Origin of the sequence: Streptomyces sp. NBC_00454 (genome assembly GCF_041434015.1) — a bacterium.
Taxonomy (GTDB): Bacteria; Actinomycetota; Actinomycetes; order Streptomycetales; family Streptomycetaceae; genus Streptomyces.
This window is the reverse complement of the sequence record NZ_CP107907.1, coordinates 7,584,711-7,604,039: the sequence shown is the minus strand read 5'-3', so window position 1 is coordinate 7,604,039 and position 19,329 is coordinate 7,584,711. Positions and strand designations below refer to the sequence as shown.

Sequence of the window (19,329 nt, the reverse complement as noted above, 5' to 3'; positions counted from 1 at the left end):
CCGAGACGAAAGGCCGGCAACTCCATGTTGATCGTCCAGCTCGCCCTCGTATCAGAGACTCAAACCAATCAGATCAGCCCCTCGCAGCTCAACCGAGTGGCAGCCGCTCTCCAGAAACAAGCCACCCGCGACTTCGGCCCGCTCTGGCAGGTCGACGCGACCGTGGACGCCTTCGACCGGCTCGAAGACGTTCCGGTCGGGTACTGGCCGCTCATCGTGGTCGACGATGTCCCCAACGCGGCGGGCTTCCACACGGACGAGAACGGACAGCCGTACTCCCTGATCGAGTTCGGCGACAGCTGGTCGCTGACGGCGAGCCACGAAATGCTGGAGATGTGCGCCGACCCGTTCGGAAACCGTCTGATTGCCGGCAAGTCTCCCCACCCGGACCAAGGCGTCGTCGAGTTCCTGGTCGAGGTCTCGGATCCCTCGGAGGCAGCCGAGTTCGGCTACACCGTCAACGGCCTGCTCGTCTCGGACTTCTTCACCCCCAGGTTCTACGATCCGGTCACCACCGAAGGTGTCCGTTACAGCTTCGGCGGACACATCACGCAGCCCCGGCAGGTGCTGCGCGGCGGGTACATCAGCTGGCGCGAGCCGGTCTCGGACGAGTGGTGGCAGCAGACCTGGTTCAAGGGTTCGGAGCCGAAGTTCCGCAACCTGGGGCGCCTGACGGGCAGCGGCAGCCTCCGAGCGGCCATCGACGCCAAGACCAAGACCGTCAGTCGCCTCGCCGTCAGCGGTCCCGCCTCAAAGCCGTTCAGCGCCGCGCGGACCCTTACCGCCCTGGCCAAGGAGTCCACCAACGCGCGGGCCGAAGCGTGGCGTGCCGAGATCGGGCGCCTGAAGGTCGCGAATCCTGCGGCAAAGGCCTGGAAGGGGAAGGAGAGTTGACGGTTACCAGCTGCGAGCACGGCCTTCAGCCCGGATGTCAGAGAGGCCGTCGTGAGCGATGACGCCCAGCAGCGCAAGGATCGCGCGGAGAAGATGCGCCAGAGGATCCACCGGCCCGCGCCCGGTCCGGCGGGGCCGACCCCGGCCGAGGATGAGCCGCCGGAAGGGCAGAGTCTGAAGGACCGCATCGAACGACGCATGCGTGAACTGGACGAAGCCGACCGCAACGATCACCCTCCCTCCTCGGGTGATGACGGCGCGCCCTGATACCGGACGGCGCTTCTCCACCGGATGGCTCCGGCCCGGCATCTCGTGCCGGGCCGGGGCGTCCCTTCCGGATCCTGCCCGGCCCGCGACGCCCGGCAAGAGCCAGGCAAGGCATCACGGGTGCCTCCGGATGGTGCGGTCGGCCCATCCGGGGGGACCATGGAAGCCGAAGCGCCCACAGACGCGGGAGGCAGGCCAGGGCCAGTGTCAACGGACGGCCCGCGCGATGCCGGCAGGTGGAAGGAGAGCCTGCGATGAGCGCAAGTGAGGGGGGTCGGGCTGAGGCCGGCCAGCCGGAAGGAGGTGCGCCGCAGCCGAGCGGCCTGATGGACCTCCTCAGTGTCGCCGCGGTGCTGCTGGACGCGGATGGGCGGATCGTCCTGTGGAGCCCGCAGGCCGAGGAGCTGTACGGCTACACCGCCGAAGAGGCGCTGGGACAGTACGCGGCGCCGCTGCTCGTCCGAGAGCAGCACTGGGAACTGTTGATCGAATTGTTCGCCCACGTCATGGCGACCGGTGAGAGCTGGGCCGGAGCGTTCCCCATTCGGCACAAGGACGGCAGCACTCGCCTGGTGGAGTTCCGCAACATGCGGCTGCTGGACGACCGCGGCGACTTCTACGCCCTCGGGCTCGCCACGGACGAGCCGACCTTGCGCGAGCTGGAGCGGGATATCGCCCTGTCCACCCGGCTGGTTTCCCAGTCCCCCATCGGGCTGGCGATCCTCGACACCGATCTGCGGTACGTGGCCGTCAACCCCGCCCTGGAGCGGATGCACGGCATACCCGCGAAGGATCACCTCGGCCGCCACTACCGCGAGATCATGACCGCCGCGAAGTTCGGGGTGCCCGAGGCCGCGATGACGGAAGTCCTGAAGACCGGGATTCCCATGGTTGACCAGTCCACCATTGTCGGCCACACACCTGGCGACCCGGATCAGCACGCCTGGTCGATCTCGCTGTACAGGCTGGAGGATCCCCAGGGGCGGGTTCTCGGGGTGGCCGACCTGGTAGTGGACGTCACTGACCGGTACCAGGCGGCCATGGCGGCTGCAGAGGCCCGGCGGCGCCTGGCCCTGATCGCCGACGGCTCCGCTCGGATCGGCACCACCTTGGAGGTGGAACAGACCGCCCGTGAGCTGGCCGAGGTCATCGTTCCCGAGCTCGCCGACGTGGTCGCGGTCGATGTGCTCGACTCCGTCCTGGACGAGCACCGCCCTGGTCCTGCTCCCGGAGACGGCCCGGCGTTCTTCCGCGCGCTCGCTGTCAAAGCCGCCTATCCCACTGAAGCGGCCCAGGCCGCCGATCCGCCCGGCACGATCGCCGCCTACGCCGCCGACCGCGTGGCCACCGAGACCGTACGCACCGGCCGGCCACTGCTGATCGCCCACGCCGACGACAGCGATCTGGCGCGCATCGCCCGCGACAGCCACTCTGCCGGCCTGCTGGCCAGCGCCGGCGTGCATTCCTACATGTCGGTCCCGCTCATCGCACGCGGCCAGGTCCTCGGCTTCCTGGGGCTCACACGGGCCCGCAACCCGGTGCCCTTCTGCGAGGACGACCTCGCCCTCGCCGTTGAGCTGGCTTCCCGTGCCGCCGTGTGCATCGACAACGCCCGCACGCACCAGAGCGTGCGCAACGCCGCCGAGACCCTGCAGCGCAGCCTGCTCCCCAGCCACCCGGCACATCTTCCCGGTCTGCAGATCGCCTCCCGGTACCGGCCCGCGCAGGCCACGTACGAGATCGGCGGCGACTGGTACGACGTCCTCCCCCTCGATCACGACAAGACCGCACTCGTAGTGGGCGACGTCATGGGCAGCGGCATCGACGCCGCCGCCACCATGGGCCGCCTGCGCACCGCCACCAGCGCCTTTGCCGACCTCGACCTCAACCCCGACCAGGTCCTCCAGCACCTCGACAAGATCACCTCAGGGCTGGAGCACTACATCGCCACCTGCGTCTACGCCGTCTACGATCCCCACCGCGCCGAGTGCCGCATCGCCAACGCCGGCCACCTGCCGCCCGTCCTCGTACCCAGCGGCAAGCACCCCGAACTCCTCGGCCTGCCCACCGGTACCCCGCTCGGAGTCGGCGGCGTCCCCTTCGAGACCACCACCTTCGGCCTCGGCCCCGGCGACCAACTGGTCCTGTACACCGACGGGCTGGTCGAAACCCGCCACAACCCCATCGACGAGCGACTCGAAGCCCTCCTCGACCTGCTCGACGTGCCTGATCGTTCCCTGGAAGAGACCTGCGACCGGCTCCTGCGCGAACTCCGGCGTCCCGACGACCCGGATGACGTCGCCCTGCTCATCTGCCGCACGCAGCCCTTCGCACTCGGCACCGAGCCCCCTCAGCGGTGATCCTCAATGCCATCCCCAACGAGTACTGTCCGCCGTTCATGGCGTCCGCGTCGGTCAGTGGGTGCGGAGACTGCTGGTGTACACGTCCGTACGGTTCTGTGGTGCGTCGGAGTTGGCTTCGGTGAGCACCGCCCGCACTCCCTTGCCGTCCGCGACCAGGCCTTGGTAGTCGCCGAGGAAGTAGCCCCCGGCGAACGGCGCCTGCAGCCAGTCGAAGACCCGTGAGATCCGTCGTTCGGTCCGGAGCTCCGGGTTTCCGTCCGGCAGTGTGGCCAACTGATAGGCGGTGGGCAGGGTGGTGGTGTCGCCCGGCTTGAGGAAGCGCAGGTCGTAGTAGGTGAGAGCGACCGTGCCCCGCTCGTCGACCGCGATCGACGGGGAGAAGGCGGGCACGTCCTCGGGGCTGATCAGCTCGGGGGTCCCCCAGGTACGTCCGCCGTCGGTGGAGCGCACGAGCTGGACGGAGTCGAACCTGCCGCCGGAGAAGTCCGAGCCCTCGTAAGCCATGTACAGCGCGCCCGACTTGGGGTCGACGGCCGGGCTGGGCAGGGTGGCCGCGGCGCGCAGCGGTTTGGTGGGGTCGTTCGGGTCGACCTCCGGGACGGAGGTGTCGCGGGCCACCGTGGCCGGGGCGCTCCAGGTTTCTCCGGCGTCGGTGGAGGTGACCACCTCGTAGCGGGCTTCGGTGACGGTGCCCAGGTCGTCGGCGTAGGTGATCCGGTCGTAGAAGTCGTACAGGGTGCCGGTGCGCCGGTCGACGACGATCGCATGGCCGATGGTCTGGGTGTTGGGGACGGCGCCGGTGTCGACGAACCGCCGGGCCTCGCTCCAGGTGCGGCCGCCGTCGCGGGTGAGGGAGATGTAGCCGGGGCCGTCGAGGGAGCTGGGGCCGGGCGGGTCGTTGTAGAGGCGGTCCCAGACCTGGTAGGCGGTGCCTTCGCGGATCGGGTCGGCGGTGATCGAGGGCTTGTCGTTGAAGAACGGCTGCTCGTCGACGTGGGTGGTGGTCAGGTTCTGCCAGGTGCGGCCGCCGTCGTGGGACGTGGCGGCCAGGAGGGCGCTGCGCGTACTCCTGGTGAAGTCGACGCCTTCCCCGCTCGCGTACACGGTGCCGTCCGGGCCGGTGCTCACCCAGGGGTCGGAGGCCCGCTCGTAATCCGCGCCGCCGGGGGCGCACAAGCTGAACGGCAGCGTGCTCCGGTGGAAGGTGTGGCCGTCGGTGGCCCAGGAGGCCACCAGGCCGCGGGCGGCGCCATCGTTCCAGCGGTCCTGCTGGTACACGGTGACCACGCGTTTTGGGTCGCGCGGATCGACGGACAGGTACGGCTCGACCTCGGTGCCCGGGTAGACGGTGCTCTCGGGGGAGATCGCGCCGATGGTGCAGTGTGCGTACGGGTCGCCGTGCGACACCTTGACCAGTGGTGTGCCGTCGGGGTTCCGGTCTGCCGCGGCGGGGGTCGCGCCGGTGACCGTGACGAGCAGGAGCGCGGCGGTGGTGACGGCGGTCAGGGGCAGGAAGACGCGGCGCATGCGGGATCTCCTCCGGGCCTGTCGGCCGGGGTACGGGACCGCCGTCATCGGGGCGGCCTGGGGCGCGGAGGCGTACCGGAACGCGAGGGTGGGGCGACTCCTTTCGCTCCTTTTCGGCGTGGCAGCCGGTGGCCTTGATGGGCCGAACGACGGAGTCGTCCCCTTGGTCGTCCCCCGGGGCCGTCGAGGGGCACGGCGGAGCCGACCGGCGGGTGCACCGTGCCGGTCGGCTCCTTGGTCGTGCTGTTGCTGCGCGCGCTGTTACGGCGCCGTCTCGTAGGTCCCCGGAGAGGGCCGTGGGCGTGGGCCACGTGCCGGTTGGCGATGCCGGCGGGGTAGGCCCAGGAATACAGCCAGGAAATGCGAACGACCTCGTCGGTCACCGGATGACGACGTGGCCGACGCCGTCCAGGACGGCGGTGAGCTCGGTGTTCAGGACAGCGCCGACCGCCTCGAAGCGGTGATGGCCTTGACTTCGAGACGGTCGGCGCCCACCACAGCGCGTGCCGCAGTGTCGGGACGGGCGCGGGCGAGATCCACCAACGGTGACCGAGCGGTCAAGTGATCGCCGGCGTGGTCCCGTCAGGCAGCGCGCAGTAGTAGCTGGCGTAGGGGCGTGCAAGCACCTGTCCGCCGGCGGCCGTGCAGTCGTCTCTGGAGATGTTCGGAGACGAGGCGGCCCCGGCGCTGACAGCGCCGACGGCGCTCATGCCGGCAAGGGTCGCCGTGGCCAGGGCGAGGCCCAGGAATCTTCGTATGCGCATGACTTCCTCCTCCTCTCAGGCGCCTTCGTTCGGCCTTCGGGAAGGACAAGTCTCAAGACGACGGCGCCCTCTTACTCAGCATGGGCGCTCCGCATAAGGCCCGCGAGGCGAGGTCTGGGCGCCGCGCCCGGGCGGTGACTGCCCGGCTCCGGAGAGGCATGAGGTCACCGACTTCGACCGGCCGCATCGGTCCGCCGTGTGCGCGTGCGCGGCGGTAGAAGCCGGGCAGCGTCGATGTCTTTGGCGTCGAGACTGCCCACCGGGGCCGCGTTGTGTCCGGGCGGGCCGGGGGTTGAGGAGGAGACGATCCGTCTAACGCGGTTCGTAGGCCGCCGACCGGCAGGCACCGGTCGCGGCGCCGCCCGCCACTCCGGCCCCGGTCAGCCCCGTCACACAACTCTGCAGGTCTCCGACCACGCCACGGCCACAGGCCGCTGCGACGGAGTCGGAATCGGTGGCACCGGCCAGTTCGGCCATCTGCGTGCAGGCGGGGATGTCCGCCCGGGCCACGGGAGCGGCGAGTACCGCGCCGCCGAGGGTAAGGGTCAGGCCGGTGAGCGCACCGGCGATACGGGTCGACGTGCGCATGGGACGTACCTGCCTTCCGGGTTGGTCGCGCGGTCCTGGTCCCGGCGGGCCGGATCCACGCGGTGGGGCCGCCTGGCGACGCTCGGTGAGTGGTGCCATCGGCCGGCGGGCTCACAGACTGCCCGCACGCTTCTGCGTCGCTTCCGTGGATCCGCACCGGGACATGGTCGCCAGGCCGAAGGAGCGGGCGCGGACCGGAGGAGACGCACTCGGACCTCCAGTCGCGGACTCCTCACTCCAGCGTCGCATCCTCTCCCCCACCCGTCCTGGGCACCCGGGGAAGCGGCCGCGCTGAGTAACTGCGATGGTGCGGAGCGCGCTGGCCGGCCTTCGCTTCCCCGCCCCGCCCAAGGATCCGCACCGACCGCCGTTTTCGCCCTGCCACCCGAACGGCCCAACAGGACGTGCCCCCCACATGGGTGAGAAACTGGCTAGTGCCCCAACCGAGGCAATCCGTGAAAGGGGAACCACATGCGCATTCGACGAATTATCGCTGCCGTCATCGCCACGGTAGCCCTCGCCGGACTCGGCCTCACAGGTGCCGCCACCGCCACCGCCGCCGCACAGAGTGCCCCATCCGTCGTCACCCCTTCTGAGTGCAAGCAGGGCGGCGGAACGGCCGCGGTCAACGACGCGGGCAATTACTGCAAGGGCGGTATGTACGACGGGGAGCAAGTCGACTGAACCCCACAAGGCGCCCCACAGCCACGCGCCGCGGGGCGCTCCTGCGCGAGCGTAGCCGGGAGAGGCTGCGTGATCAGCGTCTGCGTCATCAGTGCTACTCGGGCACCCCAATGCGAACTGGGCCGTGATGCTGGCCCTGGCAGGGGTTGTTGTCCTCTCGCCCAAGACTCCCTGTGGTCCCCGTGATGGAAGCCTGGTGAACGGCGTCCAGGACGCCGTCCCTTCTGCCAGCAGGTGATCCCCCGGATCGCCGTTCCCGAGGGGATCGCCACATACGAGCCGGCCAGGGCGGCGGCGCTCGTCGACGAGGAGCGCGAACGCCTGCTCGTCGCCGTCGGCCGACCTCGCGGGCTGGCTGGGCCCACACTCCAGAACACCCGCCGACGGCCGGGCACACGGTGCTCCATGCGCTGCTCGGCGATACCACCGGGGCGTGGCGAGTCGCCGACCGGCTGGCGATCCCGTCGCACCGCGCGGTCGCGTTCACGGCCGTCGCGGGGTACCTGGCCCGGGTGCCGGTCCGCGTGACCGCCTTCAGGAACCCGGTGGATGCGGACCCGCTGATCCACACGATCCGCGCCCTCGCGCTCGCCGCCTCCCCACAGACCCCTGGCGACGACCGGGCCGCGGCCCGGTTCGTACGGCAGGCCCTGGAGGGCGACGGCTGGCACCATGCCCTGCCGGTCCTGGCCCGCATCGCGCCGGAGGCGGTCGTACGGGTGCGCGACATCTCCCTGACCCACCTGCGGAACGGAGCACGGCCTTCTACTCCTCCACCAGGAGCTTCTGGTTCAGCTCCGCCAGGAGTGGTTTGAGGGACTCGCGGAACTCGGCACTCTCCGACACCTCGTCCTCCGCCCCGAGCGTGTCCGCTGCCGAGGAGGCGTCATCGGTGTCCGGCGGCTCCAGACGCAGCGCGGGGTAGGCGTTCGCCGCGTCCAGGCCCTCAAGGACCTCTGCCTCCGAGATGCCGAGCTGCTCCGCCAGCTCGTGCACGGTGGGTGGGCGCCCGTGCTGCTGTGAGAGTTCCACCGTCGCCCTGGTCAGTGTCAGCCGCCGCTCCTGGAGCCGCCTCGGGACGCGTACCGCCCAGCTCTTGTCGCGGAGGTGGCGCTTTATCTCGCCTACGACGGTCGGGACGGCGTACGTCGAGAACTCGATGCCCCGCTCCGGGTCGAACCGGTCCACCGACTTGATCAGGCCCATCGTGGCGATCTCGGTGAGGTCGTCGAGCGGTTCGCCGCGGTTGCGGAAGCGCCGCGCCAGGTGATCGACCAGGGGCAGGTGCATCCGGACGAGCTGGTTGCGCAGTTCGGCCTTCTTCGGCGCACCGTCGGGCAGCCTGCGCAGCTCACCGAACATCGCCTGGGCCGTGCTGCTGCGGTCCTGCGGGTGCGGTGGGGTCAGCTGCTCGGGGATCCGGGAACGAAGTCGGTCGAGTCCTGCCTCCACGTCGAAGAAGGGCCCGATGGCCTGGTCGGCCTGGTCCACGGCTTCTTCGAGCAAGAGACGGAGCTCAGGGTCGGATTCGGGGTCGTGGGACAGAACAGCCGGATCGGCATCGGACGCCGTCCGTGCCGGGTCGGTGGGGTTGGTGGGGCCGGTGGGGCCGGTCATGGCCGCCCCTCTCCGTCGGTCTGGTGGAGGGAACGGCGGGCCTGGCTGACCAGATTGCGTACCGTGCTCACTGTCACCTCCATGATCTCTGCTGTCTCCTGAGTGGTGAATCCGGCCAGGAAACACAGTCCCAAGGCCTGACGCTGCCGATCGGGCAGAGCGGCGATCTGCTGCAGGGTGCCCTTGAACGACTGCCTGATCACCGCCCAGTCCTCGGACAGCAGTCCTGTCGCAGGCGGATCCACCCCTTCCAATGGGCTGCCCCTCTCGGCCTGACGGCACTCCTCGACCACGCGGCGGATGGCCGTCCGGCGCAGCCACCCGGCCCAGTTGTCCACCGGTGGCCCGCCAGGGCGCGACATACGTTTCCATGCCTCCTCGAAGGCATGCTGGGTCGCGTCGCCGGCGAACTCGAGCGAGACCGTCGCGGCGGAAGCCAGGACCTTGCGAGCGTGGGCGCGGTACAGATCCTCGAACCGCTCGACCGACGACTGCTGCTCAGGTGGGCTCACCACGCTCCCCGCAGGAATCGGATGAAGGGATCGCAGGAGCCTGGGACGGCGGGATCAACAGCTCCCACTCGGTAGCCGCCTGCCCTTGTCCATCCGCGGACCGGTACCGCACATGACCCCCAGTACCCAATTCGCGCACAACGGACACCACAGCTCTCACACGTACCCGCTCCCGGTGCCCGTAGGCGAACGCGCCCACGCACAGCGCACCGAGCCCGGTCGGCCCGGCAACTACGGCCCACCACAACCAGATTGACACGATGACACCCCTCATCCACCTGCGCCGGCAGTTCCTTCCTTCTTGAGTGCAGAGGCGCCGGAAACGTCTAGGCAGTGCTGCGCGATGGGGTCAGCCCCGCTGCCCCGACGGCGTGGTAATCCGCTTGAACCCCAGCCAGGCAGACATGCAGGCTTGCGCCGTGATTGTCGAGCTGGCACCCCTCTTTCTGACCTGGGCCGATGTGGATCCCGCCCGTCATACCTTCGACAGTGCTTCGGCGTCGCAGGTGGTGAGGTCCCTCGGGCCCGCCCAGCGGGTGCCCAGCCGCCCCGAGGGCCCCGAAGGCGACCCGGCGACGAACGACTGGAGCTGGAGCGAGGGCAAGCCCTGGGCGGACGCCATGTCGCAGGCCCTCGCCGAGCACTACGGTCGCTGGACCGTGGGCTGGCGCTGGGCCCACGACGAAGGCGACTTCGACGGAGGACCCGTCGGGAACTGGTGCTGCCCAAAGGACTCCATCACCACCCCGGAGGAGACCCTCGGCCGTGTCACTGCGGCGCTGTGCGAGTGGCGTGAGTGGCTGGAGAGTCTCGCCGGCTGGTTCGAGGAGTACCCGCTGGCACTCGCCGACGTAGCGGACCAGCGGACCCTGTGGGAGCACGCCGCCCGCAACCTGATCCTCCAGGTGACCGACCGCACCGGCTGCGGCAGCGGCTGGTACGGACACTGCCGTCAGGTGCTCACCTGGTTCCTCAGCCGCTGGGACGTCGCACCCGAGCTCGCCGAGGATCTGGTCGAGCGGGCGATCGGCGGCCGGTTCCACAGCTGGATCGCCCCCGAGCCGGAAACGGTCGACGACGTCGCTGAACGGCTCGCGCTGTCGCTCCGGCCGGCCGACGGCGGCACACCTTCCACCGGGCCCACACCGGACCACCTCGAGCGATGGCTCGAGGTGCGCGAGACCGTGTCCTGGCAGGAGGCCCCCGACGGCGGCGGCGACGGACCGGTGACCCCGGCGTGCGACGGCGCCGCGGAGGACATCCGCACCTTCGACGGCGCCCTGGACCCGGACCGCGCCAACGGTCTGCTCGCCGCCCTGGAACTGCTGCGAGCCGACGCGGCACGCGGAGCCTCCCTCGACTTCGAACTGCTCCAGCGCTGGCAGCACCACGTCCTCGGCACACCGCAGCCCCCGCCGTTCCGCGACCAGCCGGCCTTCGCCAAGGCAGGCCGGGAACGCTACGGCATCGGCCCGGACACCCGAGCCCGCCTCGACGCCTGCCTGGCCGAGAGCGCGAAGGACGCACCCAGGCCCCTGCCCCTCACCGCCCGCGCCGCCCGCGCCTATCTCGACGTCTGCTTCTTCCACCCCTTCGACGACGGCAACGCCAGGTCCGCTTTCCTCACCCTCGTCTTCGTCCTCGCCCGCGAGGGCGTGGCGCTCGACGGGGTCAGCCTGCTGCGCCGCGTCACCTTCCAGGCCGACGAGCCCGCAGACGCATTGATCCTCACCCGGTACATCGACAGCCACCTCGCGGAAACTCGACACGGCACAGCGACCCGGTGCCCGTAGACGACATAGGTGGCGAGTCACCACCCGCCCCGGGCAAATCCGATGGCACCGACGGCCTTCGGGCGACAAGACTGCGCCGGTGAACCCCCTGCCGCCGCCGCTGCCCGGCCCGCTCCCTGTGCCCGTACTGGACCCGCGTGCCCGCGACGTCGTTCCCGACTACGAGGGCATGCACGCCCTGGTCGCCGACCTGGTCCTGCCAGCCGGCGCGTCGATGTACGTCATGAGCACGATGGAAACCTCCCGCGAGCTCATCCGGCACTCCTACTACCGGTACGAGTTCGCCACCGTCGCCGTCACGCACTCCCTGTTCGCCCTGGAGCACGTCCTCACCGAGCGCCTTGCCCTCCGCAAGCCGCTCCAGGACCTGATCGAGCAAGCCACCGACACAGGGCTCATACCGGCCGAACTCACCGCCCGAATCGACCGCGGCCAACGGCTGCGCGAAGAGCTCGCACAGGGCGCCATCACCAGTGCTGCCTACAGCCCGCTCGAGGCCATCGAGATGGTGCGTGCCGTCTTCGACACCGTTTCCCTGCTCCTTCGCCCACCGCCTGCGGCAGAAGCGAAAGCCGGGACAGCCATCGACACGGGCGCTGCAGCTCAGCCCGAAGACCGACTCACCCGGCTCTGGGCGGAACACCGGCGCGCGCTGTATCCCGACAGCTTCCGCGGCGTGGACATCGAAGGCGTGGAACTGATCCTCCTGGACGCCGACGTCGCCGGCCTCGTCCACACCGAACTGAACGGCGGACTCGACGACAACGGCATTGCCCTCCTCTGGGCATGCATCGCCGACCTCGACAAGATCGCCCCCCTGATCAACTCGGAGTACTGCGCCTCCTACTTCGCGAAACTCCGGACGATGGCCCAGGTCGCAGCAACACGCCACATCCCCACCGCGATCTGACCCCCGGGCTGGTCACAGCACTGCGGATCACCTCAGTGACCGGCGTGCGGGAAGCGGCGTCCAAGGCGGCGGGATCAATTCAACCGTCAGGACCCGGTATCTCCTGGGTGGGAGCAGAGGCCGCCCTGGTAGTTGCTGTCGTACCAGGCGCCGGTGGCGTCGGAGTCCAGGTTGGTTCGGCCGGGTCCGACGCAGCGGTGGTAGTTGGACCGGGGCCACCGCTTGACCTGGATCCATACGTTTGTATCGGTGGCGCAGTGCTCGTAGTAGGCCCGCTCACTGCCCCTGCCCTCGTTCCAGCCGCAGCCCGCGAGGGAGGTCGTCCTACCGGCCTCGGAGATCGTCCGGGTGACCGGGGCTGGGGCCGTTCCCGCGCTGGCGGAGGTCGGCACCCATGCCAGGCCGCCGATGGCCAGCGCGGCTGCGACGGCGGCTGTTGTGCGGAGTCTTGCCCTCAGGAAGGTCATGTCGCCATGGATATCGGGCACCACGTGTTCTGGAAAAGGGATGTCAGACAAAGCCCCTCGAATAGACGAGCGTCTTTCGGCCGTGCCTTTCGGTACGGCCGAAAGGCCGAAGGCCAGCAGGCCACCTCAGGGGTGCTCGACAACCCGCCCGAAGGCTTGCTTCTGCCCGCTCCGATCACTGGTTGATCAGCGGCCGGCCGCGAGGCGAGCCGTTACTGAGGTTTTCGTCGTGATGTCGGTGGTGACAGGCGGCGACCCCTGCGGTTCGCCGGCGGTGAGCAGTACGAACGGAGTGGGGGGTCTGATTGCTGGGCGGCGGTCGTCCGGCCGTGTCATTGTTCTGGAGGTGGGCCGCGGGGGGGTCTGCCGTCCGTTTGGCGGGGGTACATGGTGGGATCGATCGGTGTCGTGTGCGTGGTGGTCGGGCTTGTCGGTGCGGGGCTGTTGCGGTGGTTGCCCCCCAGAGGGCGCGCGGGCGGCCTGACGGCGGTCGATGTCGCCGGAGTGCGGGGTGGTTCGAAGGCCGCGCTGACAGTGGCTGTCGTAGAGCTCCACCTTGCGGAAGCGATCGAAGTCGGCCGGTCCGGCCGGCTGCGGCGGGTGGTGCACACCACCCCCGGACGTAACGTGACGGTGCTGAACCGAGCCGCGTGGACGGTGTTGGGCCGGGAGATATCGCTGGCTGATGCCGCCGTCGCTCCGGCGGTATGGCGGGCTCGGGAGGAGGTGCGTGCCGAACTGGCCGAGCGTGGCCTGCGATGCGGCCGAGCCCGACTGGCAGCGGCTGGACTGCTGGCCCTTGCGACAGGCAGTACGGCTGTAGCCGTCGCGGTGCAGGAATCCCCCTGGGCGGGTCTGCCCCTGGCCGTGCTGTCGCTCGCCGTGCTGTCGCTCGCCGTCCTGTCCGCCCCGGTGCGGACACTGGCCGGGCACCGACTGCTGCGAGAGATGCGCCGCCTGCATCCCCTTCCCGGTGACACCCCGGCCGGGCCCGAGGAGATCGGACTCCTTGTCGCGCTTCACGGGCGCCGGGCACTGCGTCTGCTGGTGCCTGAGTTCGCCGTCTGCGCCGGTCTGCTCGGTGACCGTGCCGCCCGGGAAACCGTCGCACGAACCGAGGGCAACTCGTACGGCCACAGCGCCCTTTCTGGTGACGGCAGCCTCTGAGAGGGCGCTGCTGAAGCAAAGGCAGTGGGGTGCGTGAGAGGTCGGTGCCAGCCGGACATCCGTCGATGAGGACGGGTCGGAGTTGGATGTGTCTCAGGCCTCGGCGGTGGGTGCGGGTGCGGGTGCGGGTGGCCCACCGTGTTTCAACTGCCCTCATACCCGGCGAAGAAGGCCCAGATCAACCGGCGGGCGAGGAGACCCGACTCAGGTCGTCCTTGCCCCCGAGACCGCCCTCCTCGCAGTCGGCGGGCGTCGATTGGACGCCTCAATGATCGATCTATTTGTCGTGCCGCTTACACCGAGGTCCACGCGCATGGCCTCCCTCATGGACCTCAGGTGGGGCCACAGGTCCTTCATCTGACGCCTGGCCTGCTCGATGGTGTCGTCTGGCCGGGCGACGCCGCCATCGATACGTCGCAGCAACCCGTAGAGGACGCTGATCCTGTCGTTCATGGTGCGGGCCTAGACAAGGACCCTGTCCGAGACCAGCATCTGCGCCTCGTCGTACTGCACCCGATGAGCGTTCACAGCGGTAGCTGCTCTTTCGCGGATCTCGTCCTTAATGGGCGCCGTCATACGCCCTGAGTACGCGCGGGCGTGGCACCAAGCTCATGCGGCGGCACACCAAAAGCAACTGCATTGGGCTTCGCAGCCCCCGGGACCCCGCTTCCTCCCCCGGCACTCTCCGGCGCGAAACGGCATCGCAGTGGCTCACGCCCTTACATGCCGGGCTCGCCGAAGCCGCGTGGGCGAAGCCCGTCTCGGCCGGGGCCCTGCGCGAGGCCGGGCACCCTGGCCGCGTACCCGCACACCTCCCTGCCCGTCTTGCTGCGGGGGACCTCAGAACGCTTTCAGGTAGACCCGTGCACGGCCGTCGCCGACGTCTTGGACGAAGATGGTGACGGACTGGACCGTGGACCTGCGCTCGTCCTGGATGCAGGGCGGGCACACCGAGGCGGTGCGAACCTTCTGCTCGGTTTCCGGTTCCGGTAGTCCGAGGTGGGACCACGGGGTGACGGTCGTGTACGTCTTGGGGTCGCGCGGGGTGTTGGCCCGCAGGGGTTCTTCCGGGCGCAGGTCGGCGATGAACGCTTCGGCGTCGGCCGTGGGTGCGATGAAGGCGACCAGGTAGGTGGTGTCCTGGAAGCCATGTCGTAGGGCCCCCTTGACCTCGGTGGCGCCGGCCGGCGTCTGGACGCGCATGAACCCTGCTGCCTCGGTGGCACCTTGGCCCTCTACCCAGACCGGCCCTCCGCTACGGTCCTTCGGCGAGCCGCTGTTGCTGCCACCACAGGCGGTGGCCGACAGGGCCAGCAGGGACGTCGCCGCTGCGGAAGCGATGCGGATGACGCGGGAGCTCGTACCCTTCACCGGTTCTCCTCCCTCAACCCCGGGCGGGTCGGCCGTCGGCACCTCCGGGGTGAAGGGCAAGTCCGGCCCAGCGTTGATCATGCTCCCCGGCTCGTAGCCTACCGACCGATCCGAGCGTCAGGTACGGAGATCGGTGGCCATTTACTGGCGGCGCCGGTTGATGGTCAACGCTGGAAATACTCCGTCAGAGACCTGAAAAATGTGGCGGAGTTCCGGGGAGCAGCACGGGTACTTGCCTCCGGCCGCCCCGTGGCCTGGTCGGCTCGGCCCAGAGCAAGTGATCATGGCTCCGGACCCTTCACATCTGCCCTAGCCATAAACATGACTGCCAGGCTGGGTCCGGAGCGCCGCAGGGGGCACCCCGCCACCGAAAGCGCGCCGCCGCGTACCTCGCTGTCCGTCGGCCCCGCCACCGAAACCGACTCCCCGACTCCCCGAGAGGACCCAAAGATGATGTCCGTATGGCCTTCGATCGTTGCCGTACTCGGTACCCTCGCCGGTGCCCTGACCGCCGGACTCCTCCAGCACCGTTCGGCACGTTCCGCACGCGCCGAGGAGCGCGCCGACGGCCACCGCCAGGACCAGCTCGGCGCCGTGACCGACTTCGCGGCGGCCCTGGACGCGCACCGCTCGGCGATGTTCCACCGGGAACGGCTGGCCCTGACCGAGGCGGGCACCGAGCACCAGCTGGAGGCCCAGACGCGGTCCCACGACACCCGGGCGGCCATCACCGCGCCCCACATCCGCCTTCAGGTCCTGTTCCCCGAGCTGGCCGGCCCCGCCCAGCATGCCGCGGACGCCACGTACGAACTGCGCAAGGCCACCGACCGGACCGAGCTGGACGCCCGGAGGCACGAGGCCAAGGAAGCATCCGCCGCCTTCATCGCCGCGGCCGCCACGCGGCTGAGCCCCAACCACCGCTGATCGAGGGCGGCCGCCGTCCCCGAGCGGCGTCCCACCGTCCGGCGCGCAGCATCGTCCTCATAGACCCAAACCTGTGCCCGAACGCGAGCCGTACGCCGTCGCTCCAGCGGGCAGAGGCGACTACATCCTCGCCCGCGGGCCCCACAGGCAGCTGCACCCTGCTGCCGAGTCAGATGCGCGGGAGCGGAGGCAGCTCGGCCTTGGCGCGCAGGCTGCCTGGCGGGAGTCCAACCGTAGTCTCAGGGTTCGACGTCGGAGGCGAGAGCGGACATGAGGGTGTCGATCCGCAGGCGCAGCGCGCAGGACCAGGCGCCAGTGACGGCCACGGACAGCACGTCGCTGCCTACGGCATTCGCCAGCCGGACCTCCAGTGAGGCCGTGACGGGCGGTTCACGAGTACCGCTGGCCAGCAGGGCAACGACACCCCTACAAGATCCCTTCCCGGGGAGGATGTGATCGTTTCCCGGCGCATCTGCGGAACGGGTACGGTCCGCCGCATGGTGGGCGACTTCGATGCAGCTGAGGCAGTGCACGACGGCATATCGGACCGTTCGGAGGCATGGGACTTCATCCGGGCCTTCGCGGCTGGGTGGCACGCGCCCTTGACCGATGGTGACGGCGTCGGTGAGGACCAGCTCAAGCAGGTCGAGGGCCGGCTGGGCCTGTCGCTCCCTACCGCGCTGCGTGAGGCCTACCTGCTCTTCGGTCGACGTCCGGAGTTGTTCGAGCACCGTGATCCGATGCTGCTTCCCTCAGAGCTCTTCGTGCACGAGGACTTCGGGGGTGTGCTGTGCTTCCGCAGCGCCGGACCCCTCCTGTCGGAACGCGGGGACCGAGCCGGGCCGCCGCCGACGCCGACGGTCGGCCCGTGTTGGCGCGAGAAAGGGGCGAAGTCCGTCGCGCAGGCACCGAACGCGTCCGCCGAGCGGTCCATTGAGGCGACCGGGTATGAACCCGAAGCGCAGACGTACATGGCCACCGTCGCCATCTGCTCCCCGCGTGTGCGGGGATGCTGAGATGCCCCCATCCTCCGCACCATCCGTGAGGAGCACACCGGCGCTCACGGCGATCCCGGGACGGGAACAGGCCGATCCGGCCCCGGGTACTAGCCCGGAGCCGGTCGCCCGCACCGTCAGCAGTTGTCGTAGAGGATCTCGAAGCCGGTGATTCGGGAGGAGGTGGAGAGGCTGAAGTTCTTGGTGGTGCCCTTGGGGCCGACGCGCGGGCTGCCGGCGCTGTAGCCGCTGGTCGTGTTGAACCGGATCCAAGGACAGCGGCCGTCGGCCTTGTCGTCGGTGACCCAGCCCGTGACGCTGGACCCGTTGCCGGAGTCGCAGACCTGGGCCCAGCCGTGGCCCTCGGAGCGGCTGACCGAGGAGCTCCAGCAGCCGGAGGCACCAGTGGTAGCCGCGCTCGCGGCCGGGACCGCGAAGGCGGACGCCACGATCACGGACGAGGCGACGAAGGCAAATGCGCGCTTGTTCATGTACTCCCTTTCGTTGTGCTGTTGCGGCCCGTCGGCAGGCCGAAGGAACCCTTCGCCCGGCCTCTTCTGATGGCCGGACACAGGGTTCGACGTCCTACTGGGTGGTTGCAGGGACAGAACCTACGTCGGGGCACGGGCCCTGTAGGAGAGGAACGAGGAACGTTGTCCGGATCCGCGTCCGCCCCCGGGAACGGCCCATCGGCCGTCGGCCCGGTGGACCCGGCCCGGATGGCGGAGCTGCGCACAGCCGATCCGGAACCTCCCCGGAGGGACCTCGAGATGCCTCCTCGGCCGGGCCCTCCGAGACGGCAGCAGGTCCGGCCCGACCAGGTCACCGCACGCGCCAACGGCACGGTCGGTACGACGGTAGGCGGCCTGACCGGAACGGATCGGCGCGACGGCATGCGGCAACGGACGGAGCCCCTCCGGGCCATGCCGAAGCTCCGGTTCCGGCGGGGAACCCCCACGATCGGGATGGCCGGAAGAGGGGACGGCAAGCCTCCGCCGGGCCGCCCGCCCACACCACGGCGCGGACTTGACGTGCCAGACGGCTGCGGGATCCGACTGTCGCGCCACCCGCCGGGCCACAACGGGCTCTTGCGCCATGGGCGGAGCACTCCAGGGACGCGGTCATCGCCAACAAGGTTTGGACCTGCTGGAAATCGAGTACCCCCGGTCGGGCTTGTGGGGCGCTGCCCGTTTCGGATCGTGCGCCGCTTGCTGCGCATGTGGACCTCTTTGGGGCCCCGGCCGGCCGTACACCGGCCGGGGTGGTGGGATATTCGTCAGGCGGCGAGCTCGGCGTCGAGGTGGGCGAGGAGGTCGGACATCGTCCAGTCCCGCTCGGCCGGCTGCTCGGGTACGAATTCCGCGGGACTGCTGAGCTACTGAGCTGCTGTCAGCGGAGTTCGTCGTAGGCGGCGGAGACTATCCGGCCGTCGGGAAGGCGCCAGAAATCCCAGCCGGTGAACCCGGTCTCCGGCAGGGGGTATCCGGCCGCTTCTGCGATGGCGAGCCTGGTCCGGCCTGCCGACCAGTCCTGTCCGTCGTACTCCCAGCACAGCCACAGCCTCCTGTTGCCGCCGGGCCACGCTTCCTCCTCCGGAGGAAGGTTCACAGTCGCTCGAGTCGCACTGGGGTTGTTCCTCAGCCACACGATCACGGCAGTCCTCACGGGCTCTTCGTACCCCGCGGGCTCAAAGGTGAGCTGGAGGCCCTGCGTGAAGATCCCGGCCTTTTGAAGTAGCACGGGGCCGTCGGGCCGTCGGCGGTGCTTGGTTTCACTGGTCAACTTCATCTCCTTGCTCAGGCATGAGCGGTGGTCAGGCGCGTGTCGAAGTCGGCGAGCAGGTCGGAGAAGTCCCAGCGGTCGAGCTGGCAATCCGGGGCCGGCTGCGGGATTTCCCGGGCGGCGACGGGCTCGGTGAAGCTCACGGCGATCGTGGCCGCGCAGTCCTTCACGGGCGCTTCGAAGCCCTCGTGAGGCAGAAGTTCGGCGGCACGCGCTATGAGCTTACGAGCCGCCGCCTTACGGCCTCTGCTCCCCCGCGCACGAGGGATGGACCGCGGCAGTACCGCCGCCGCGACCGTCTACGCCGTCACCGGCCTGAGAGGCGAGCAGGTCGCCCTCGCCCGACCCGCCGTCCTCGTTGAGGATCACATGAAGACCGAGGCCTGCACCGCGTGCGAGACGCCGCCTTCGCCGAGGTACGCCTCCCACCCGTGGACCGGCAACGCGCCCCGCCCCAAGGCCGCCTGACGAAACCTCGCCATCGGCGACCTGAAGCCGGCGGGAGTCACCAACACCGCGGCGGGGCTCCGTCGCGACGCCCGGGCCCAGCCCCGACCCTCCAGCCCCTCAGGCCCCTCAGGCCCCTCAGGCCCCTCAGGCCCAGATGATCATGAAACGGATATCTGCGGACTTTTCGCGAAGCCCCGCGACCCCAGGGGATTTATCTCCACCTCTCCGATCTGTGGCACTATCAGCCCCTCTTC

Annotated in this window: 22 protein-coding genes; 11 read left to right on the top strand and 11 right to left on the bottom strand. The window is 69.7% G+C overall.

The window, feature by feature from the left end; translation table 11 throughout:
* The first annotated feature begins 24 nt into the window (after nt 1–24).
* The 3 genes from OHU74_RS34760 to OHU74_RS34750 all read left to right on the top strand — a co-directional run bounded on the left by OHU74_RS34760 (nt 25) and on the right by OHU74_RS34750 (nt 3,521).
* Nucleotides 25–894 (top strand): hypothetical protein, encoded by an 870-nt coding sequence (locus OHU74_RS34760; RefSeq protein ID WP_371614189.1) that lies wholly within the window; start codon nt 25–27, stop codon nt 892–894.
* Nucleotides 895–945: 51 nt separating this feature from the next.
* Nucleotides 946–1,161, top strand: coding sequence for a hypothetical protein (locus OHU74_RS34755; protein WP_371614190.1), 216 nt, complete (start codon nt 946–948; stop codon nt 1,159–1,161).
* Between the two features lie 254 nt (nt 1,162–1,415).
* Nucleotides 1,416–3,521 (top strand): SpoIIE family protein phosphatase, encoded by a 2,106-nt coding sequence (locus OHU74_RS34750; protein WP_371614191.1) that lies wholly within the window; start codon nt 1,416–1,418, stop codon nt 3,519–3,521.
* 54 nt (nt 3,522–3,575) lie between these two features.
* On the opposite strand, the gene OHU74_RS34745 is transcribed toward OHU74_RS34750, so the two are convergent.
* The 3 genes from OHU74_RS34745 to OHU74_RS34735 all read right to left on the bottom strand — a co-directional run bounded on the left by OHU74_RS34745 (nt 3,576) and on the right by OHU74_RS34735 (nt 6,403).
* Complete coding sequence (locus OHU74_RS34745) at nt 3,576–5,051, bottom strand: sialidase family protein (protein ID WP_371614192.1); 1,476 nt, start codon at nt 5,049–5,051, stop codon at nt 3,576–3,578.
* A 557-nt stretch (nt 5,052–5,608) separates the two neighbouring features.
* The gene (locus tag OHU74_RS34740) at nt 5,609–5,815 is read right to left on the bottom strand and encodes a hypothetical protein (RefSeq protein ID WP_371614193.1); all 207 of its coding nucleotides are present in this window, start codon (nt 5,813–5,815) and stop codon (nt 5,609–5,611) included.
* A 312-nt stretch (nt 5,816–6,127) separates the two neighbouring features.
* Nucleotides 6,128–6,403: a hypothetical protein gene (locus tag OHU74_RS34735; RefSeq protein ID WP_371614194.1), complete on the bottom strand. Its 276-nt coding sequence runs from the start codon at nt 6,401–6,403 to the stop codon at nt 6,128–6,130.
* Nucleotides 6,404–6,874: 471 nt separating this feature from the next.
* Here OHU74_RS34735 and OHU74_RS34730 point away from each other — a divergent pair, with 471 nt between their 5' ends.
* Both OHU74_RS34730 and OHU74_RS34725 read left to right on the top strand, forming a co-directional pair.
* Nucleotides 6,875–7,087 (top strand): hypothetical protein, encoded by a 213-nt coding sequence (locus tag OHU74_RS34730; protein ID WP_371614195.1) that lies wholly within the window; start codon nt 6,875–6,877, stop codon nt 7,085–7,087.
* A gap of 398 nt (nt 7,088–7,485) precedes the next feature.
* Complete coding sequence (locus OHU74_RS34725) at nt 7,486–7,902, top strand: hypothetical protein (RefSeq protein WP_371614196.1); 417 nt, start codon at nt 7,486–7,488, stop codon at nt 7,900–7,902.
* Here OHU74_RS34725 and OHU74_RS34720 read toward each other — a convergent pair.
* A complete protein-coding gene (locus tag OHU74_RS34720; protein WP_371614197.1) occupies nt 7,853–8,704 on the bottom strand; it encodes a sigma-70 family RNA polymerase sigma factor in 852 nt (283 codons plus the stop codon). The genes OHU74_RS34725 and OHU74_RS34720 overlap by 50 nt on opposite strands.
* Nucleotides 8,701–9,216: an RNA polymerase sigma factor gene (locus tag OHU74_RS34715; protein ID WP_371614198.1), complete on the bottom strand. Its 516-nt coding sequence runs from the start codon at nt 9,214–9,216 to the stop codon at nt 8,701–8,703. Before OHU74_RS34715 ends, OHU74_RS34720 begins: the two co-directional genes overlap by 4 nt.
* A 419-nt stretch (nt 9,217–9,635) precedes the next feature.
* Between OHU74_RS34715 and OHU74_RS34710 the strand changes: the two genes are divergently transcribed.
* Both OHU74_RS34710 and OHU74_RS34705 read left to right on the top strand, forming a co-directional pair.
* Nucleotides 9,636–11,009, top strand: a complete 1,374-nt coding sequence (locus OHU74_RS34710; RefSeq protein ID WP_371614199.1) for a Fic family protein — start codon at nt 9,636–9,638, stop codon at nt 11,007–11,009.
* A gap of 79 nt (nt 11,010–11,088) precedes the next feature.
* Nucleotides 11,089–11,919, top strand: coding sequence for a hypothetical protein (locus OHU74_RS34705; protein ID WP_371614200.1), 831 nt, complete (start codon nt 11,089–11,091; stop codon nt 11,917–11,919).
* An 86-nt stretch (nt 11,920–12,005) separates the two neighbouring features.
* Here OHU74_RS34705 and OHU74_RS34700 read toward each other — a convergent pair whose 3' ends face one another.
* Nucleotides 12,006–12,386: a DUF6355 family natural product biosynthesis protein gene (locus OHU74_RS34700; protein WP_371614201.1), complete on the bottom strand. Its 381-nt coding sequence runs from the start codon at nt 12,384–12,386 to the stop codon at nt 12,006–12,008.
* A gap of 387 nt (nt 12,387–12,773) precedes the next feature.
* Between OHU74_RS34700 and OHU74_RS34695 the strand changes: the two genes are divergently transcribed.
* Nucleotides 12,774–13,553 (top strand): TIGR04222 domain-containing membrane protein, encoded by a 780-nt coding sequence (locus tag OHU74_RS34695; protein WP_371614202.1) that lies wholly within the window; start codon nt 12,774–12,776, stop codon nt 13,551–13,553.
* 204 nt (nt 13,554–13,757) lie between these two features.
* Here the strand turns inward: OHU74_RS34695 and OHU74_RS34690 are convergent, their stop codons facing one another.
* Both OHU74_RS34690 and OHU74_RS34685 read right to left on the bottom strand, forming a co-directional pair.
* Nucleotides 13,758–14,006: a hypothetical protein gene (locus OHU74_RS34690; RefSeq protein WP_371614203.1), complete on the bottom strand. Its 249-nt coding sequence runs from the start codon at nt 14,004–14,006 to the stop codon at nt 13,758–13,760.
* Nucleotides 14,007–14,393: 387 nt separating this feature from the next.
* Nucleotides 14,394–14,924 carry a hypothetical protein gene (locus OHU74_RS34685; RefSeq protein WP_371614204.1) on the bottom strand — a complete coding sequence of 177 codons (531 nt, stop codon included), beginning with the start codon at nt 14,922–14,924 and terminating at the stop codon, nt 14,394–14,396.
* Between the two features lie 450 nt (nt 14,925–15,374).
* Here OHU74_RS34685 and OHU74_RS34680 point away from each other — a divergent pair, with 450 nt between their 5' ends.
* Together OHU74_RS34680 and OHU74_RS34675 are read left to right on the top strand one after the other, a co-directional pair.
* Nucleotides 15,375–15,848: a hypothetical protein gene (locus OHU74_RS34680; RefSeq protein ID WP_371614205.1), complete on the top strand. Its 474-nt coding sequence runs from the start codon at nt 15,375–15,377 to the stop codon at nt 15,846–15,848.
* A gap of 497 nt (nt 15,849–16,345) precedes the next feature.
* Nucleotides 16,346–16,864, top strand: coding sequence for a hypothetical protein (locus tag OHU74_RS34675; protein ID WP_371614206.1), 519 nt, complete (start codon nt 16,346–16,348; stop codon nt 16,862–16,864).
* Between the two features lie 116 nt (nt 16,865–16,980).
* Here OHU74_RS34675 and OHU74_RS34670 read toward each other — a convergent pair whose 3' ends face one another.
* The 3 genes from OHU74_RS34670 to OHU74_RS34660 form a co-directional block, all read right to left on the bottom strand.
* Entirely contained in the window at nt 16,981–17,334 is a 354-nt protein-coding gene (locus tag OHU74_RS34670; RefSeq protein WP_371614207.1) for a hypothetical protein, read from the bottom strand.
* Nucleotides 17,335–18,232: 898 nt separating this feature from the next.
* Nucleotides 18,233–18,625: a hypothetical protein gene (locus tag OHU74_RS34665; protein ID WP_371614208.1), complete on the bottom strand. Its 393-nt coding sequence runs from the start codon at nt 18,623–18,625 to the stop codon at nt 18,233–18,235.
* Between the two features lie 14 nt (nt 18,626–18,639).
* A complete protein-coding gene (locus tag OHU74_RS34660; protein WP_371614209.1) occupies nt 18,640–18,795 on the bottom strand; it encodes a hypothetical protein in 156 nt (51 codons plus the stop codon).
* 97 nt (nt 18,796–18,892) lie between these two features.
* Here OHU74_RS34660 and OHU74_RS34655 point away from each other — a divergent pair, with 97 nt between their 5' ends.
* Nucleotides 18,893–19,093, top strand: coding sequence for a hypothetical protein (locus OHU74_RS34655; protein WP_371614210.1), 201 nt, complete (start codon nt 18,893–18,895; stop codon nt 19,091–19,093).
* Nucleotides 19,094–19,329 lie beyond the last annotated feature (236 nt).